Below are 18,796 nucleotides of genomic sequence, written 5' to 3'. Positions count from 1 at the left end.
CATCAATGACCTGGAGGGAGGCGGGATGTCGGAGTGCGGGTCGACGTTGCCGAGGCGGCAGCTCGGGAGGTATCTGCGCAACGGGCGCGAGGAGTGCGGGCTGACGCTACAGGAGGCGGCGGCGTTGCTGGAGCGCAGTGGGAGCACATTGCAGCGGATCGAGCGGGGCATGGTGGCGCATGTGCGGGCAGTGGACATCGCGGCGTTGTGCAAGATGTACGGCTTCAGTGATGAGCACACCAAGGCAATGAAAGCTCTTGCGGCGCAGGGGAATGAGCTGAGTTGGTGGTGTGAGTTCGGGGACCTCCTGCCGCCGAGTTTCGACTTCTACGTCGGACTGGAGGCGTCGGCCCTCCGGCTCACTACCTATGAGCCGGAGCTTGTTCCGGGCCTGCTGCAGACCCCGACGTACGCCAGCGTGCTGTTCCACTCTGGCCATCCAGATGATTCGGCGGACGAACACGCTCGACGGGTGCAACTGCGAATGCGCCGCCAGACGCGTATCACCCGGAAGTATCGGCCGGCGGTGCTGGAAGTGATTCTGCGGGAGTCGGTGCTGCGGGGCACGGTCGGTAGTCCCAAGATCATGGCCGCTCAACTGAAGCACCTAGCGGATATGAGTACTCGGCCGAACATCACCGTCCGAATACTGCCGTTTGCCGCAGGTCTGCCATTGGGCGAGCCAATTGGGCCCTTCGTCATTCTGGACTTCGGCTCGGACAGGTCCGGACGGGTCACCGAGCCACCCGTCGTCTATACCGAATGCTTCACAGGGGGTTTGTATCTTGCAAAACCAGAGTCTATTCAGCGCTACGATGGTGCCTACGAAGATCTCCAACGGAGCGCGCTGGACCCCGTGGCAAGTCGGTCCTTCCTCCGGCAGACGGCGAAGGAGTACATGTCGTGATGGGCGATGTATCGGCGGCACGGTGGTTCAAGAGCACTCATAGTGGCGCTTCCGAAAATTGTGTCGAAGTGGCCTTCCTTCCAGATGCCGTTGTGGGAGTGCGTGATTCGAAGGACCCATCGGGTCCGGCCCTGGTCTTCACCGCAGGCGAGTGGTCGGCATTCACTGCCGCCGCGGTGCGCGGCAACCTCGATCGTTGACCTCTGCGACGCGTTCGTTCCTCATCTGATCTACAACATGATCGCTATCGGCGCCTCGTACCGGCGGCCTCGCTGCGCCGTGCACTCCGCACCAACCCATGTCATCTCGAGGCGCCGAAATCGACGATGCCCACCAACACTGCGGCAGCGGGAGGCAACCGGGTTACTCGCTGCCACTCGAGTCATCACGGACCTGCCCACCTGGGCGGGACCCGCGAGTCAAGCGTTCGGCGTATGTCCCTCGTCCAATCTTGTTCGCGCGTCCTCGATCTCGGACGACAGCGGCGAACGCCAGCGGAAGATCGTCACGCTCGAGCCCTCGACGTAGGAGTCCGTTCCCATCCAATTCGGAAGTCGTCACCACCCGTCACATTGACCGTCGGGACGAGCCCGAGCCGCGACAGCACCTCGACCTCGGCCACCGCCAGGTCACCCGGCGCGGGGTCGATGACGAAGATGCGAGGATGGTCTGGAGGAGGGGGATATGCCATGCAAGAATTTTGGCGCGTGGCGATCCAGCGTGCGATGGCTTGCGTCGGTGCACGTGACCTGAGATTCTGAGCCCGCGTACGAGGTGGCTCACTTTCTGGTCCGCTGACAAGTCGATGGCCATCGCGTGCCGTGGACGACCGTGAAGGGGGAACGATGCCGGTGAGGCGGGGGCGACGGAGCGTCGGACCCATCACAGTGCTCAGCTCAGGGGCGATGGCCTTGGAGGTGGCGTGATTTGAGCTGGCACAATCGGATCGACAACATCACGGCTGAACATATCTCTGCCACCCGGCGTATCGAGGATGAAGTTGCGGAGATCGACGAGCAGGCGCGTGCCGAGACCACTCGTAGGGTCCAGGCATTGAGTTCCATGTACAGCGAGGTCGAGACCTCGGAGGAGCAAGCAGCGCGCGAAGCCCGAGACGAACGCGACAGGGTGTCGAGGGAAGCCGTTTCGAGGGGAGTCGCAGCCAGAACCACGCGGTCGGGTCGCGGCGACACCAGTAAGGACGACTACGTGCTCCCGTCGGATTGGACGGATGAAGACGAGGCAAGAGCCGAGGGATACGGCCCACCTCGCTCCTGGTTGACATAGCAGAAGTCCGGAGCGATCTGACCGAATACGCGTCGGCCCGGACGCAAAGGGGAAGGGTAATCGGTGAGCGACTATCTGAATATGAACCCGGATGGAGTTCGTCGGCAGGCGGAATCCTTTCACAGTGCATCGCAGGCATTGACGGAGGCGGCCGGATCATGGGAGGAGATGTTCGGCGTCGGCGACCTCGGTGACGAGTACAAGACTTTCGCTCGAGAGATCGTCACCGGTTTCGAGCATGTGACTCACGCCGTCGAGAACTGGTCTAGTGCCTGCGAAGCCTTCAATCACGCATTGACGCAGAGTGCGAACATCGTTCAGTACACCGACTCGCAGTTCAGTGGCGATATCAGCAAGGTATCGTTCGATCCCAATGGTGACCTTTCGCTGGGCGGAAAATAAACCATGGTCGATCAAGCTGATCTCAACCTCGGTCCCGGCACCGATGGCTCTTGGGTAACGATCAACAGCGCCGACTCTTCCGCTCAGTGGGCCGGTTACGGTAAGCACGGTAACACCGACGTAGCCGCCAACCGGGTCCTCACCAACGACGTCGGCGACTACGACCACGCTGATCCTGGACTCGATGCGGGAAAGATCCTCGGCGGGGATGCCTGGGTGGCGAACGCCGCGTTCGGGGACTACGACTGCCTGAGATGGTTCCATCTTGTGCAGGCGAGATACGCCTTTTCGGGACGTTCCGCCGGTAACGCTGTGCCTGAGTTGCAGTCGAAGGAAGCAATCGGCAAGCTGTACCTTCTGCAGAAGGACATGCGGCTCAACCATCTTGTCGGTGCCGGGCAGCGAATTGCCCGTGCTCTCACCAAGATTGAACAGGCACGTGGTGACCAGGCGCAGGCCACACAGCAACTGGCCGATTACTGGCAGGGCCCGACGGGGGCCGACGTGCAGGGCAAGCTGGCGAAACTGAGCACCTGGTCGGATGACACACTTGGTGAGTTGAAGCCCTTACCCGATCTCCTCAATACGGTTGTCGACGAGATCAAAACATGCCTGAAACGCAAGGCCAATGCGTTTGCGAAATTCAAGGACATTCACCGAATCAACGGTGCTGACATGACGAACGGTGACAGCGCCGGCCAAGCGGTCAATCTCCGTGACGACGATGATGCGGCGAACGGCAATGATGATGTCTCGATGATCATCAATGTCGCCGCTCGACGAGGTATCGGCAACGGTGTACGCGCCCGGATCCAAGATCTCGCCGACAGAGGAATATTCGGAGGGCCGCGGGACTATCACGTACTGCCGCATTATGTTGTGAATCAGGTCGGGTACGACGACGACGGTACGACCGCAGGCCAATACGAGTTCGATGACAAGGCGTCTGCACTGTGCGCGATCTGGCGTGATCAATTTTGTGAGAGTGCCGAGGGATACTTCAGGGCCTACGCCAACCTGTGCCATCAAACCGACGTGGCGGTCCAGGGGTACTTGCAGGTGGCAGTCGACGCGTTGAACGGCGTCGGGCACATACCGAAACCACCTCAGCCGACCGATCCGGGACCGCAGCCCTCGACGCCCAACCCGTCGATCCCGGGGCCGGCTGTCCCCGGTAACCCGGCTTCGACGATCCCGGCGTCGACAACCCCCTCTCCGACCAATCCTGCTGGTAGCCAAACGAATCCGGCGCAACAGCTCCTGTCCAGTCTTGCCGGCCAGGCGAGCCAGACCGTGCAGCAGGGCCTCGGCCAGACCCTCCAGCAGGGCATGAGTCAGATCCAGAATGTCGCCCAGCAAGGCTTGGGTTCGCTGGGCGGGAACCTGTCCTCGCTCGGATCTCAGATACCCGGTGTCGGTTCGGTATTGACCGACGCCAAGGGCGCCACCGGCCCCAAGGAGCTTGCGAACCTCAGCGCGTTCGGCGGGAATCTCACGGTGTCGCAAGCTGCCAACGGCGCGATCACCGCGAAGGTGACCGGACCGGATGGGAAACCGCAGGAATATTCGATGGGGATCAAGGACGGTGTGCCGTATTTGAAGCCGGGGCCGGCCGACTCGGACCCGGCGGCCGCTGATCCTGCACAGGGAACTGGTTCCGGCAAGGGAACTCCCGGGGCGAGGAGCGGCATCCCCGGCGGTGGTGGATCGCCTCAGTCAGCGAATACTCCTCCGGAGGGGAGGAGTCCGGGTTCGGTACCTGGACATTCGGTGGATCCACGTGCGGGTGAACCGGATTCGGGTGGGAGCTCGCCGACGGCCGGCCCCACGGATCCCGGTACGTCGCAGAACGGGATGCCGGGTATGCCAGGAATGCCGGGCGGTGGAAAACCCGCGCCGGGTGCCGAGCGCCCGCCGGCTGGGATCGTTCCGCCGAAGCCGATGTGGACGACCGTTCCCGGCGATGACGCGCAGATTCCCGGCGGACCGGTAGGACCGCCCAGCACCGGGCCGGAACTGGCCACCGTCGGTCCGCTGGACGGGGCTGCGGTGGCTCCGACTTCGGGTCCGGAGTTGGCGACTTCGGGGCCGTTGAATGCGCCGCCGCCGGAACAGGCGAGTGCTCCGGTGGCCACGCCGACTGCGCGCCCCTCCGATGGGGTGAAAATCGAGATCGATATGGGCGAGACCAAATAATCTATCGCGCAGTGAGTTTCGGCGGCCGGGCGCCGTGGGGCCGCGAGTGCTCCGGAGGGCTCCGGACCGTCGAACTCCCGGCTGCGGTAGCGTGACCGACGCGCTGCCATCGGGGACGAGACGCGCAGGGTGGAAATCTCGGTTGGTGAAGGGGGCATGGGGTGGCTCGGGACGAGATGTGGCGCATCGCGCTCAGAGATCGAATGGCGACCGACCCGTGGCGCTATGTTCCGGCGCCGACCAGCGACGACCATGATTGGGCCCGCGCCAACCCGGGCACCTGGCGATACTTCGTCGATCCCCATGTCGATCCGGAGACATCACGGTGGCCCCAGGACTGCATGTCCGGTTGGGGATCGGACGACTACGGCCAACTCACCAGGGTCTGGCTGAATCCGGACTTCGAACCATCGCCCGGGACCGCGCACATGCCGCTGACCACCGAGTTCGAACTCGTGTTGTGGCGTACTGCGCGTGGGTTCGTCGACTTCGAAACGTTCATCGGCACATTCGCCGACAGCTGGTTCCTCGTGGCCGCCGCCCCCGATGGGGTGCCGACCGAGACCCGGGACGGCGTCGTATTCCTGATCATCTACTCCTCGTCCGCGCAGCTCGGTGAGGATATGGATCCGTCACGGTTCCGACGGGTGTCCGGCCGCGAACTGCTCGTAGATGTGTTGCCCGGCAAGGACTTCGTAGTAAACATCAACGTCCGCAACGGGGTCCTGTTCCCGGCGGGCGGCCTGGTCGATCTGTGGCGGCAATGGGTCGCGCGGCATGTGGTATCCGTGGCTCCGTCGTGGCTGGTGGACACGTCGGCGGAAGTCCCGTCCTCGGCCCCGCAGTCGGCGCAGATGGAAGATATTCGGTCCTGGGCACTGGGGTCGGACGCGGATGTTCCATACGCGGCACCGTCACCGGGCGAAGAGATACCGCCCTGGGAACCGCCGCCGGCGAATGCCGCACCGACTCGGGCGCCGGAGCCCGTGGCAGACGTACCGCCCCGGAGATCGGCACCGGTGTCCGACTCGCCACCCTGGGGACAGACGCCGTCGGAAGCGACCGAGGCGACCGCATCGGGCACCGATCTGGGCAACCCGCGATTCGCCAACTGCGGCATCTCGGACTTCATCGAGACACGAAGCAAGGTTCTTCCGGAGCCGCGGGAATCGGATTTCGCTTGGGCGCGTGAGCATCCGGGTGAGTGGCACCATCTCGTGGGCGCGCGGGTGGACAAGGCGTCGGCTACCGACGCCGACATCATCGGCGGGTGGCTGGCCGACCGGGACGGTGGCCTCCTTCCCTGGTTGAATCCGGCGTTCGTACCGGTACCGGGAACGACGGACGCGCCCATCACCAACCACATCGAATTGACCATCTTCCGGGCGGAGATCGGGGCCGTTGATCTCGGGGAGTTCATCCACGCGTTCAGTACGGCCGAATTCATCATGCTCAACCTCGAGGACGATCCGGACGGGGCGCGCGGCTGGCCGCTCGAGCCGATCCCCGGTGGTGGCAGGGCGCTGAAGCTGTACACGTCGGAGGAACAGCTGCCGCAGGGCATCAATCCGCGGCTCCGGCAGCGGGTTTCGGGACTCTCGGTGCTGGTGGATGCGTGCTCTCTGGACGGGACCGTGGTGGTCCTGAACAGCCGGAACATCCCTCATGAACTCGGCGATCTGGACGGTTGGCTGCTGGCCGAGTGGTGGAAGCAATGGCAAGAGGCCGAGCGAATCCGCGCGGCTCCCGAGTCCGGAAAGTAGTAGCCCCGTGGACAAGTGGGAAAGAGATCAGATCCGGTCTGCCAATGACGGGCTGCGCGCGACACTCGATTCCATCGAAGGCGACTTCGAGCGTGAGCTGGGCGAACTGGGTGAGGTGCAGCGCAAGCTGGCCGCGCTGCAGGTCCGCGCGACGACGCCGAACAACTTGGGAAAGGTGACCGTCAACGGATCCGGGGTGGTCACCGACATCACGATCGCCGATGACGCCTTCCGGCGGACCACGCCACGGCAGCTCAGCGAGGACCTCAACGCGGCCATCCGTGGCGGTGTGAACGCGGCGATGGAGGCTAGGGCGAAGATTCTCGAACCGCTGGAATCCGTGGTCGACCGGATGCCCGACCTGGGGGAGGTCATGCCCGGGATGCCCAGTATGCGCGAACTGCGCGAACGGTTTTCGGAGAATCAATCGCCACCGGAGCAGTGATCGAGCCTGTCGCTGAGAGATCTGCGGAACCAGCGACGGTGCGGTTGCGTCCAAGACAGTGACGAAAAGACCGGCAGATGAGGAGTGTGGGGCGTGGTTGACTTCTTCGCGGATCCCGAGCGGCTGCGGGCGATATCGCCGCAGTTCGAAGCGCTGGGTGAGGAAGTCGAAACCGCGCTGGAGAAGTTGCAGCAGGGGCTCCAGGGTGAGGGAAAGTGCTGGGGTGGTGATCAGCCCGGCAAGGAGTTCGAGAAGCACTATCCGCAGACGGGGGAGGGCAGTGTCGCGGAGACGCTGACCGAGTTGGGGAAGCTGGCCGAAAAGTTGAAAGGAACCGGAAACAAGATCACCGGAGCGGCCGACGTCGTCCAGAATCAGGATCAGACCAATGCCGACCGAGTTCGCAAGGTGTAGTGGGGGACTGTTCGCGTGACTTTGTGGCGCCCGCCCCAGATTCCCTACCTGTCGGATTTCCTCTTCGGCCACTGGCCCGACGGCGACGAAGACGCCATGCGGCGCGCTGCCGGGCACTGGTCGGAGATGGCGAAGGCACTCAAAGACCTGCAGAAGCCGGCCGATCAAGCCATGGTCGACGCCCTCGACGCTGTCGAAGGCAAAGCCCACCAGGCGATGGCGAGCTATTGGCAGGATATCTCGGGCGGCGACGGCAGCGACCTGCAACGCCTCATCACCGTCTGCGAGAGTTACGCCGAGCAGCTCGAGCACGGTGCGACCGATATCGAGCACACCAAACTCACCATCTACATATCGGCGATGGTGATGTTGGCGATGACTGCGTGGTCATGGGTGCCCGGCGCCGGGCAGGCCGCCGAGGTCGCCACGGCCGCGGCGGTCAAGGTGACCATTCGCGCGGCAGTGCAGAAGCTGCTCTCCGAAATCGCGACCAAGGGTGCGTTGTTCGTCGCCAAACGTCTCGGCACGCGCTTGGCGATCAACGTCGGGACACAGGCGGCGGTCGGCGCCGGTCTCGGTGCGGCCACCGATGCTGCTGCCCAGGGGATTCAGCTTGCCGCCGATCATCGGCAAGGCGGCTTCGATTGGGGAAGCTTGTGGGGATCGGTGGGGTCGGGTGCCCTTGCCGGTGGGATCTCCGGACCGGCGAGCGACGGGGCGGGTCATCACATCGCCGACAAGCTCGCCAGCGGAGTCGAGCCGGGTATCGTCGCCAAGCTGGTCGGTAAGAACGTCGCGGAGATACCGGCGAACCTCGCCGGGAACGCGGCGAGTCAGGTCGCGTTCAGCGAGAACCACTCCGTCAGTGCGGACACCTTGTTCGACGGTGCCGGTGGAGGGCTGACCAGCGGTGCTCCCAAGCATGGACCGCAAACGCATGGTGATCCCACCCCGGGCACGCATCCCGATGCGGCGGCGGAACGCCCCTCCTCCGCGGATGCGGGTACCTCGCCGGCCTCCGACAGCGCCCAGCCCGCAGACCAGTCACACCCCGGATCGGGCACGACTCCGGCCGCGGCGGACGCGCCTGCGGCACCGCCGGGAACCGGCAGCGAGCACGCGTCCACCACCGCCGCCGGGCACGAGGAATCCGATACCTCGCAACCGGATTCGAAAGTCGGCCAGAACGGTGACACCCGCGCGCCGGCATCCGATTCACGGCCGAACACCGCGTCACCATCCGGTTCGGACGCCGGATCCGGACAGCAGACGCCCGCGCAGACACCGCCCTCCGACCGTTCCGCCGCGGGGCCGGCGCCGATGTCGGATCGTGCTGCCGCGCCTGCGTCTTCACAGGCGGCTGCGTCCGACCGTTCGGCGGCTCCCGTCCAGGCGCCCGCGTCCGACCGGTCCGCCGCGCCGGCGCAATCGCCGGTGCCGGATCGTGCTGCGGCGTCGGCGCAGCCGAGCTCTCCGGGCGCGGCAACGGGTGATCGGCAAATGCCCACGGGACGAGCGGCTCCCGACAGCGCTCCTCGAGTCGACGCACCCCCGTCCGGTGATCGCGGCGCTCAACCACACCGACCGGCGGAGGTGCGTTCACCGGGTGCCGATGTGCCGGAACGGCGGAACCCGGAATCACCCGCCGCGGCATCCGCACCGCGTGCGGACGCCGCGCCTGTGCGCCCGCCTGACCCGGTGATTCGCCCGGATGCCGGAACACGGCCGGACCCTGCTCATCGTCCGCAACCTGCCGCCGCTCGCCCCGAGCAACCGCGAACCGACAACGGACCCGCTCGTGATCGCGCGCCCGGTGCGGATGCGCATCCCGATTCCGCTCCGTCCCAACCGGATAGCGAATCCGGTACGTCCACCGATCGCCGGGATTCCACCCCGAACCCGGAAACCCACCGGCACGGTGGACCGGAACATCCGGCGGGAGACCGAACACCTGCGGTCACACCCGGGCCGCAGGTCTCGGACCGTGACCGAACCGGCTCACCCGGCACCGATCGATTCCCCGATGCCGCCGCCGAGCCGGACCCCGCCGCGCAACCGGTGCCGGTCGTGGTGGCACCGGTCAATGATGTTGCGGCGCCGACTCGCGACAGTGCGGGGCCCGGCCGCGAGACCGCGTCCGCTACGGAGCGGGCGCACGGTACCGATCAGCGACAGCGCGTCATCGACAGCGCCGATCAGGCCACGGCGGTCCCATCGCAGAGCGGTGGCGCCACCCGCCCAGGCAATCCGCTCGATATCGCTGCCCAGGACACCTGGGCGGGCGAGGCATACGACACCATTCGCGCATCCGACACCGATGTCCGTGACATGATCGAAAACCTCTCCACCGCAACACGTCCCGATGGTTCGACCGGATTCGGTGAGCATGAGATCGAACAGGCCAAACAACACCTGTTCGAGGACGAGCACAAACTCAGTGTGTTCGACGACGAGGGCACTGTCGTCGGTTACGAGAATCGCCGTTTCGACGCCGATCCCGATATCGCCGAGGCATGGATGCGGCTCTCGCGCGGCGAGCCGCTGCCCGCGGACATCACACTGCTGGAACATGAGCTGACCCAAGCCGCTTATCTGCGGGAACATCCGGATGCCAGCTACCGCGAGGCCCATGCGCACGCCAATACCAAGGCCGACTGGGAAAGCGACATCCCCGAGCGCACCGGCGAGAACTACCAGAAATGGGGCGAAGACGATGGCGCTGTACGTGATCTACCGGAAGACGGCGGAAACCGAGACCGAGGTGACCTACCGGTTCGGGAGCAGCGAGACGGAACTGAACCGGGAACTGGTGATCGAGAAGGCGGGCCCGGCCGTCGAAGCGGAGGGCGAAACGAGCGACCCGCTGACGTTGAAAGTGGCCGGACGCATCCTGGCTCGGAAGGGCAACGACCCGAACTGGCCGGGCGGGGGCGGGATTCAAGCCTGAGCGAGGGGGCTGAGGAGCCCCCGAAGAGTGCTCGCTCCGGCGATCGGCCACCGGATATCGCGGGACTTCGGTTCTGGTCGAGGGACAGCAACGACGACGCTGGTGGCTCGCGCGAGTCCGCCGCACGACCCGGCAGCTCGTGGGATCCGAGCAACTTCGTCGACGAGAGCGGCCCCGGGCCGCACCTGACTCCGGACGGCAGATTACCTGTCGAGAAGAAGCCGTTCCACGCGAACCCGAAATTCCGGGACGACGACGCGGCGCGGCGACATGCGGCCGACAACCCGCGAATCCAAGAGGGGGTCGGGGCGATCCGTGCCGGGGCGGAAAGGTATCCGGATCTCTATCGCCTCGACGCGGCCGACGTCGCTGTCATCAGGTCTTACCAGGATGGAAGCGTCTGCGAGCGCGTCAACAACGCGACTCGCGAGGGCCTGGCGCCGGTCCTGCGTGAAGCCGATACCGAGATACGGGCGCTGGTGAGCGCTCTGAACAAACTGCCCGACCATCGCGGCACCGTGCGGCGGGGAATCATGATCAGTGATCCCGCCAAGCTGTCGATGTTCCTGGAGGCGTACGAGGTTGGTGAGACGCCGACCGATCACGGGTTCGGTTCCTCCGACAAAGATGTCTCGGCCGGCGGAAATATCGAGCTGATCATCGAATCCCATCATGGAAAGGACATCTCCTGGGCCACCGCACAGCAGAACGAGGTCCTCTTCCCGCCCGGACACACTTTCTATGTCCAGGAGCGATCCGTCGTCCGGGGAAGGGAACCGTGGGAAGACAAGCACGTCATTGTTTTGACCGATCTGGGAAGGAATCCCGATGAGCGAGAACTCGGACGACATCGACTGGGAAGAGCTGAGGAGAGTGGGGGAGCGGATACTCGGCCCGACCCTGCGGGACGAGAACGTGTCCCCCGAGGTCCGGGCCCGGACGGACGCACTCCTGAAATGGTCGGCCGAGCTGGACGCGAAGAACGCCCGGCAGGCTACCGAACAGCAGAAGAAGAACTGGCAGGACTGGGGCGATTCGGAACTACGACGGATCGAACGGGAGCAGGACGGCCGTCCGAGGTAGGACCCTATTCGACTGGGGCACCGTCGAATTCGTCCGGCGGCCACGAGACGTATCGGAATGCCCACGACGGAATGCCGTGGCGGGCGCCGGAGTCCCGCGGTACCGACACCGGCTACCCGGACAACCGATTCCGCGCACCGGAATCCAGGCCGGCACCACCGGTTTCACCGGTGCCTCCCGGCAATTTTCCGAGGCCCGATCAGTTCGGTGGGCAGCGACAGTGGCAGCAGCCGATGAACGGGACCGGCCCGGCTCCCGCTCATGGGCCGGGTCACCCAGCAGAGCCCGCGCATTCGAGCGCGACCTCTTCGCCGCGTCCAGCCGGCCTTGCGCCGACCCACGGTGCGGCGCCCGGTCGGCCGGTGGAACCTCCGCCCGCGACGACGCGTGGAGCCGCGCCGAGCCGCCCCGCGGACCCTCCGCATCCGAACGAGGCTCCGCCATCGCGCCGGCCGGTTCCTGCCGGTGCCGCGGAGCAGCGGGGTCCCGATCCAGTTCCACCGCATTCGGATCGACCCGAAGCTCCGAGCGAACCGCCCGGACCGCACCCGGACACGCCACCTCGGGCTCCGGCCGATGCACCCCCGCCGACGCATCCGGACCGGCCGACCACCACCGTTGAGCAGCAACCACTTTCGGAGTCCGCGCCCGATGCGGGAGACTCGCGGCCCGTTCGCCCGACCGAACCGCCCACCGACGGCGGTCCGCCGTTGCGAGTGACTCGTACCGAGGATTCCGGCGGCGGGCAGGTCTCGGATATGTCGGTCAAGGTCTATCTCGACCAACGCCCCGGGGTCGAGAACGAGCACATGCGGCAGGTCGCGACCGCGGCACGGGCGGCTGCGGATGAGATCGCCGGCCCGAATCACCGTCTGCCGTGGGGGGATCAGCCGAAGCTGAGTATCGAGTTCGTGAGCGACCCGGCGGTCGCCGACATTTCTGCGATTGTCGAGCACGGCACCAGCTCGGAACGCGGGGTGTGGTCCACCGAGGCGTCGCCCGAGGACCTGGCCGGGCGGATTCGCGAGCAGCTCGGACTGCCCGCGGATCACGACGGGCGAATCGGCTTGAGCGCCGACGATATTCAGGCCCTGAGTGATCGCATCGCCGAGGCGAACACACATTCCCCGCTGCGTGGCCTGCCGGACACCCGAGAGGTCGGCACCGGCAAACTGGCACCGCTCGAAGACCCTGCCTACCAGGAGGATCTGCGAAACGCGCTGCGCGAGGGTGATCACTTCACCACCTTCTTCGACCCTCGTACCCATGAGGCAGGAGGCATGGTCAACGATGGTGGACCGGAGGTGCCCGGGCGCCGGAACTCGTGTGGCGACAACATCATGGCCGGGTTGTCATGCCTCTACGGCGACCCGCAGGTTTCGCACCCGCGTCATGCCGATCGTCTGCCGGACGGCAGTATCGACGACTTCGGTCCCGAGATCGGTGTCATCGACCGCATCAGCGATTGGCTCGGTGCCGATTGGCAGACCTTCACCCACGAAGAGTCCCCGCCGGCGGGCTTCACCGAGCTGCACGATCTGATCGACGGGCTCGGCCCGGGCTCATCGGCCGCGGTGGCGGTCGGCTTCCACGCTCGTGACCCGGAGACCACACTTCCGCTGTACCACGCGGACGGCAGTCCGGTCATCGAGGAAGGCCACGGTGTCATCGTGGTCTACCCGCGCGATGCGGAAGGCCCGGTGTGGTGGGACCCGCTGACCGGGGAAGCGTCCGACCGGCCGTTCCCGCACCTGGTCGAGGACGCCGCGAGCCTGCACGCGATACCACTGGGAAAGGATGCGAAACCCTATGCACCCCACACCGATTCGGAACCAGGAGGAGGCCGAGCGCTATCTGGCGAAGGCGCTGGGGCGACGTCGGAAGTACCGGATGTACCCGTTCGAACTGGGGTGGGTGGCCTATCCGATCCTGTCGCAGGAGGAGATCGACCAGGGGCGCCACATCGGCCTGACGAAGATGGTGCTGGACTCCCGCACGGGGGTGATCACCGAGTTCCCGAGTCTGCCGGTCCAGACGGTCGCCGAGAGGTACACGTCGGCGATCACGGAGGGCACCCGGATGCTCGGCGGCCAGATCTACCCGCCGCGCAATCGACTGCGCCTCACCCTGAGCCGGTACACCCGGGACAAAGTGGAGTACCAGATCCGGCCCGAGTGCCTGACCGGGGACCGTCCGACCGCGAACTACCTGCTCGTGATGGACAAGCGAACCCGGACCGCCCAGCCACCGGGAACCATGAACATGATGGCCGCGTCGTGGATCGAGGCACGGCAGCGAGCGATCGGGATCTGGCCGCTGCGGGGGATCGTGGAGTACTAGGTGATCGGGGGAATCCTCCCCTCGATGTCGGGCATCTGCCGGATGATTCGACTGCCGGTGCGGGGCGCGAACACCGACCGCAGGCTCAGGCGCCTTCCCCGGACCACCGTGCGCCGCTGTCGAATCCACCGGTACCGCCGTATTCCCGGCCGCAATACGGCGAGGGGCCGCACCCCCAGAGTCCGCAACATCAGCCCGCGCCGGTTCCGCCGCACCGGTCACAGGTTCCGGCCCCACCGCGAGAGAACGCGAACATCCCGCGTAGTCCGGACGAACGCCTGCGGTCGCACAACAGTCCCCAGCTCCCGTACGACTCTCGGCAGCCGGTATCGGCGCATCCGCACGACTCTGTGCCTGCGCCGGGCGGACACGATCCACGGCAGGGCCGTCGGGATCCGGTACAGCAATCACCCGTACCACCGCACCCTGTCGCCGAGCCGCAGCGAGCTCGTGAGTACTACCGCGGCCAGCACCCCGAGAACAATCAGGTCATCCCGGTGCGTGCCCACCGCGAGAACCCGACCCCTTCCTACGACGTCCGGCGTTATCCGAATGCACCCGGTGGGCCGATCACCGTGGTCAGGGTACGGGCGTACGTCACGGGCGACGCGCACATTCCGCCCGAACATCTCCATCACCTTTGGGACAACGCGCAATTCGCGACGGACCGTGCTTTCAATCAGGGGCACCATCTCGCGTCGGGGGATCGTGTTCTGGTCGACCTGGTCCAGACGCCCGACCCAACGGTCGCGAATGTTCACATGCACGTGAGTGACAGGCCTGGATATTGGCATCCGGGAACGTCACCCGAGGTGATCGCGAAGCAGCTGCACCGACACCTCGGATTGCCGCCGGAACACTATCTGGGTTTCGGAGAGAACAGTCTGCGCGAGTTGAGTAGTGCCATCGCCGGTTCATACCCGGGAGGACATGAAGCGGTACCTGGCCGCGGCATCGGGCACGAGCCGCGAGTGCCGGATCCTGTCGTTCGAACCGGGCACGGTGGCCCACCCGATCCTGTCCGCGCAGGACATCGGCCGGAGCCGCCTGTCGGCCACGGCGCTCCGCGCCGGGAAGGAAGCGACCACCGGCCTCACGAACCCGCCAGTGGAGACGGTCGTCCGGCTGTTCGCGACGGTGATCATGGGACCCACCCGGATGTCGGTCGCCTCGAGCAGGATCGTGGCGGCATGGATCACCCGTCTGAAACGTCCGAACCGCGGCCGGCGCAGCGCGGCGATCGCGGAGAAATTGGGGAAAGAGACGACGTTCCGCATACGGACGGGGCGGAGGGGAGTCGGCCCGAACATGGCCACGATGGTGAGCACACCGGATCGGAGCCGGAGGCTGACCGTAGCGACCCGCTCGGCCGTCCCGCCGAGCCCGAGCCGCGGCTGCGGGATCTGTTTCCCCCGTCCGGTCTGCCGGTGGATGAAGCACGGGTACTGCCGCTGGCGCGGCAGGCTCTCGACGGCGAGTACGGCGGACTACGCGCCTCCGTCGATACCGTATCCGGCAATTCGGGTAAATTGAACATGACCTTCAAGGTGTACGACGAGGATGGAAATCAGGTCGGATACGCGAGTAGATCGTTTTCCAACACCGACGGTCACATCATCGCCGAGCATGTCAAATTCACTCTCGATGAGAATGTTCAAGGTTCGGGGTTTGCTGGAGAATTCCACGAGGTTCTTTTCGGGTGGTATGGGCGGTCGGGGGTGGAAGAAGTGATGTTGCGGGCAAATATTGATGTCGGAAGCTATGCCTGGGCCAGGCAGGGTTTCGAATTCCGAATCCAGCAGCAGGCATGCGCCGATGTTCGGCCCAATCTGAATCGAGAGATCAGCAGAATGCGGCTCGAGCTGCAGCAGCTGCAGCAGGAGCAAGCGCACCTTCCGGAACATGAGAGAACTCCGAGAATCGGCGAGCTCGAAGGCGTTCTGGAGAAGGCGGACGAAATTATGTCGCGATTTGTGGTGGGGGACTCGAACTTCCCTACGCCGCTGGAAATTTCCGTGCTCGGTCGGCCGGATGACTTGTCGCCGGGGGAGTCTCGCGATCTGATGTGGCCGGGAAAGAGAGTCTTTCTGGAGCCCGAGGGCAAAGTTGCCTGGCACGGTGTCAAAAAGATCCATAAGGAATTGCGATGAGAGATCCGAAAATCGACCTCAACAGCTGGCCTTCGGCAGAAAAAGATAGGCGAAACGTCAAAATTGGGTTTTGGCATCACGACTGGTCGAGGCGGTGGCGAGACCAGGCGGAATTTCGGCCGGAGAGCCGCGCTGTCGAAGGCAGTGATTACAATCAGCATCACGTCGATATCGAGGCGCCCGCGAAGGCCGAGGTGGACTTCGGTACCCGTTCGGATGAAATTTCCGCGAGTCGTCCGGGTGGCATCGGGAGGCTGCGGCCGGCGACCGGGGGCGAACGGATACGCGGTGCGCTGGTGTCCGCCGCGGTCGGTGATGCGTTTGCGTGGTCGTGCAACGGCGGTGGGTTGCGGACGTATCCCTGGTATACGGGGATCGGGATCGGGGATGAAAGTCCGCTGATCGACTACCTCCCGTATAAACGGCCGGTGCTCACCGAAGTCACGCAGCTGATGGCCTACACTGCCGAAGGGCTCGTTCGTGCCAGTGGCGCGCGACGCGTAGGTAATCCAGTGGACCCAATTTCAGCTGTTCAGCATGGGTTTCAACGGTGGTTGTATTTCACTCGCCGTGACCGCGAACAGATTGGAGTGGTTGCTGAGTGGAGCCATTACGGCGGAATTTATGCCCCGGACGCAGCTGTAAATGATTACCCCGACGGAATTGTCGCGGAAGATTTTCGGTTGCGCGGTATCAGCGAAACAGGGCACGCGGATGTCGAAATTGCCGATACATTGCTCGGTTTTGCCGCCACCGGAATCCGGTCGACCCCCACTGATCCACGAGGCACGGCCCGCGGTGGCGATGTTCTGGTCCGCGCAGCTCTCGCCGCGGTGTGGTCGGAAGATCTGACGGAAACCTTCGACCTCGCGATTGCCATTGCCGCGCTGACCCATCCGCACCCTGACGACTATCTCGCTGCCGGTGTGCTGGCGGTGATCCTGCACCAACAGATTCGCGACCGCCCGTTCATGGAGTGCCTGTCCGCCGCGTTCGACGAACTGGTGCGCAGACCCGATCACAAGAAGACCCGGGTGATGGTCAACCGTGGCCTGATCCTGGTCCAGGACGAGCGGTCGCCGACGGGGGTGAACAAGCTGCGCAGATACTTCCCGGACGGCGGTGCGGACGGTGCCGAGACCCTGGGGATCGCCCTCTATTGCGCTATGGCCAGCGACTATCTGCGCGAGGGGTTGCTGATGGCCTTGAACTACGCCACCCATCGAAACGGTGCCGCTGCCGCCACCGGAATGCTGCTCGGCGCGGAGTACGGAATCCAGTCCGTCCCCCGAGTCTTCCTCGACCCGATGGATTCGGCACCCACCCTCGATACCCTCGCCCAGCACCTCGCCACCGAACTTCGTGACGTGCTCGTCGACGAGGAATGGCTGCGCCGCTTCCCGCCTACGTGACCACCTGCCCGGTTGGCGTGAGATTGCCTTCCAGCCACGTGTGCGGTACGCGGTTCCGCGCCGGACGAGCCCTACCGCGACCGTCCCATACGTGACCACCCGAACAATCCCAGCCCGATCACCAGCACGAATCCGCCGATGATTCCCACCGTGCGCAGATTGCTGCTGTTGTGCGGCGGGGACGGGTTCGCGGCCGTGGGGTTGTCCTGGGACGGTGGGGAGGCCAGGGCCACGTTGGTGTTGTCTTCTTTGACGTTCGCGTCGGGCAGGGAGCCGATGTTCGCGCCCGCGGGCAGGGCGAAGGCGTAGTCGAGGAGGCGGGCGGCCTGTTCCGGGGGGCGAATGGGCAGGACGTCGGCCTTGAGCAGGGTGACCACCAGGCGGTGGCCGTTGCGCTCGGCGCCGGTGACGAAGGTCTGGCGGGCGTCGTCGGTGAAGCCGGTCTTACCGCCCAGGTCGCCGGGGTAGTCGTAGAGCAGGCGGTTGTCGTTGGCGATGGGGAAGCCGGGGTGGTCCTTGTCGTCGGGGATCTTCGGATCGGCGGGGAACCCGGGGAAGTCGTACTGCTCGGTGTGGATGATGTCGGCGAAGGTCGGGTTCTGCATGTCGTGCCGGAAGATCGCCGCCAGATCGAAGGCCGAGGTGCTCATTCCGGGGCCGTCCAGGCCGGAGGGGGTGGCGGCGCGAGTGTCCATGGCCTGCAACTGTTTTGCCATCGCGTTCATCTTCGCGACGGTGGCCGCGTCGCCGCCGAGCTGGGCGGCGATGGCGTGTGCCGCGTCATTGCCCGAGCACATCAGCAGTGCGTGGAAGAGCTGTTCGTTGGTGTAGCGCCCGCCGGGGCCGATACCCACGCGGGTGCCGTCGGCGTTCGCGTCGTCCTGGGTGCCGGTCACCACCTGATGTGGGTCCAGGGCCGGTAGCGCGACCGCGGCCAGCAGGGTCTTGATGGTGGAGGCCGGCCGGTAGCGGCCGTGCGGATCCTTCGCGGCCAGCACCTTGCCGGTGTCGAGGTCGGCGACGATCCAGGCCGTCGCGGAGATGTCGGCGGGGACCGGGGGAGCGCCCTGCGGCAGCACGACCCCGCACGAGCCGAGCTTGTCGCCGCCGATCGGATTCTCCGGGATCGGCAGCGGACCAGGGGCCGTTTCGCCTGGTTGAGGGACCTCCGAGGTGTCGATCGGTGGCGGCGGCACCGTCTTGTTCGGGCACGAATCGGTGTTCGGCGTGGTGAAAGGCGTGGAGGTGGTGACCGGGGCCGCGCCGGCGACCCCCAATCCGGTGACCGTCGTGGCGCCGAGCAGCCCGGCCGCGACTACGGCGGCCGCCAGGGAGCGGAGTTGGAAAGGACGGTCGCTGCGGGACGTGCGGGTGTTCATCGACATGCAGCTTATGCGGATTTCGTAGATCGTGCCGCGACGCCTCTCCGAGCCGATCATTGACAGAGACA

The 18,796-nt window shown here is 65.4% G+C and carries 11 protein-coding genes; 9 read left to right on the top strand and 2 right to left on the bottom strand.

The features are described from left to right. Nucleotides 1-25 precede the first annotated feature (25 nt). Together AB0L57_RS25460 and AB0L57_RS25455 are read left to right on the top strand one after the other, a co-directional pair. Complete coding sequence (locus AB0L57_RS25460; protein WP_364966914.1) at nt 26-907, top strand: helix-turn-helix transcriptional regulator; 882 nt, start codon at nt 26-28, stop codon at nt 905-907. After that, entirely contained in the window at nt 907-1,107 is a 201-nt protein-coding gene (locus AB0L57_RS25455) for a DUF397 domain-containing protein (RefSeq protein ID WP_364966911.1), read from the top strand. The genes AB0L57_RS25460 and AB0L57_RS25455 overlap by 1 nt, the downstream gene beginning before the upstream one ends. 305 nt (nt 1,108-1,412) lie before the next feature. Here AB0L57_RS25455 and AB0L57_RS25450 read toward each other — a convergent pair whose 3' ends face one another. Next, entirely contained in the window at nt 1,413-1,598 is a 186-nt protein-coding gene (locus tag AB0L57_RS25450; RefSeq protein ID WP_364966908.1) for a hypothetical protein, read from the bottom strand. A gap of 659 nt (nt 1,599-2,257) precedes the next feature. On the opposite strand from AB0L57_RS25450, the gene AB0L57_RS25445 reads away from it, so the two are divergent. From AB0L57_RS25445 to AB0L57_RS25415, 7 genes are all read left to right on the top strand, one after another. Beyond that, nucleotides 2,258-2,596: a hypothetical protein gene (locus tag AB0L57_RS25445; RefSeq protein ID WP_364966905.1), complete on the top strand. Its 339-nt coding sequence runs from the start codon at nt 2,258-2,260 to the stop codon at nt 2,594-2,596. Nucleotides 2,597-2,599: 3 nt separating this feature from the next. Beyond that, on the top strand, nt 2,600-4,792 hold the full coding sequence (locus AB0L57_RS25440; RefSeq protein ID WP_364966902.1) for a hypothetical protein: 2,193 nt from the start codon (nt 2,600-2,602) through the stop codon (nt 4,790-4,792). Between the two features lie 161 nt (nt 4,793-4,953). After that, entirely contained in the window at nt 4,954-6,555 is a 1,602-nt protein-coding gene (locus AB0L57_RS25435) for a hypothetical protein (RefSeq protein WP_364966899.1), read from the top strand. Between the two features lie 7 nt (nt 6,556-6,562). Continuing rightward, entirely contained in the window at nt 6,563-7,000 is a 438-nt protein-coding gene (locus tag AB0L57_RS25430) for a YbaB/EbfC family nucleoid-associated protein (protein WP_364966896.1), read from the top strand. Between the two features lie 93 nt (nt 7,001-7,093). Then, on the top strand, nt 7,094-7,414 hold the full coding sequence (locus AB0L57_RS25425; protein ID WP_364966893.1) for a hypothetical protein: 321 nt from the start codon (nt 7,094-7,096) through the stop codon (nt 7,412-7,414). A gap of 15 nt (nt 7,415-7,429) precedes the next feature. Further along, a complete protein-coding gene (locus AB0L57_RS25420) occupies nt 7,430-15,934 on the top strand; it encodes a toxin glutamine deamidase domain-containing protein (protein WP_364966890.1) in 8,505 nt (2,834 codons plus the stop codon). Next, entirely contained in the window at nt 15,931-17,346 is a 1,416-nt protein-coding gene (locus AB0L57_RS25415) for an ADP-ribosylglycohydrolase family protein (protein ID WP_364966887.1), read from the top strand. Before AB0L57_RS25420 ends, AB0L57_RS25415 begins: the two co-directional genes overlap by 4 nt. A 71-nt stretch (nt 17,347-17,417) precedes the next feature. Here the strand turns inward: AB0L57_RS25415 and AB0L57_RS25410 are convergent, their stop codons facing one another. After that, a complete protein-coding gene (locus AB0L57_RS25410; RefSeq protein WP_364966885.1) occupies nt 17,418-18,725 on the bottom strand; it encodes a serine hydrolase in 1,308 nt (435 codons plus the stop codon). Nucleotides 18,726-18,796 lie beyond the last annotated feature (71 nt).

It is taken from the genome of Nocardia sp. NPDC052254, from assembly GCF_040679495.1.
Classification (GTDB): domain Bacteria; phylum Actinomycetota; class Actinomycetes; order Mycobacteriales; family Mycobacteriaceae; genus Nocardia.
The sequence above is the reverse complement of the archived record's forward strand: the minus strand, read 5'-3'. Positions and strand labels throughout refer to the sequence as shown.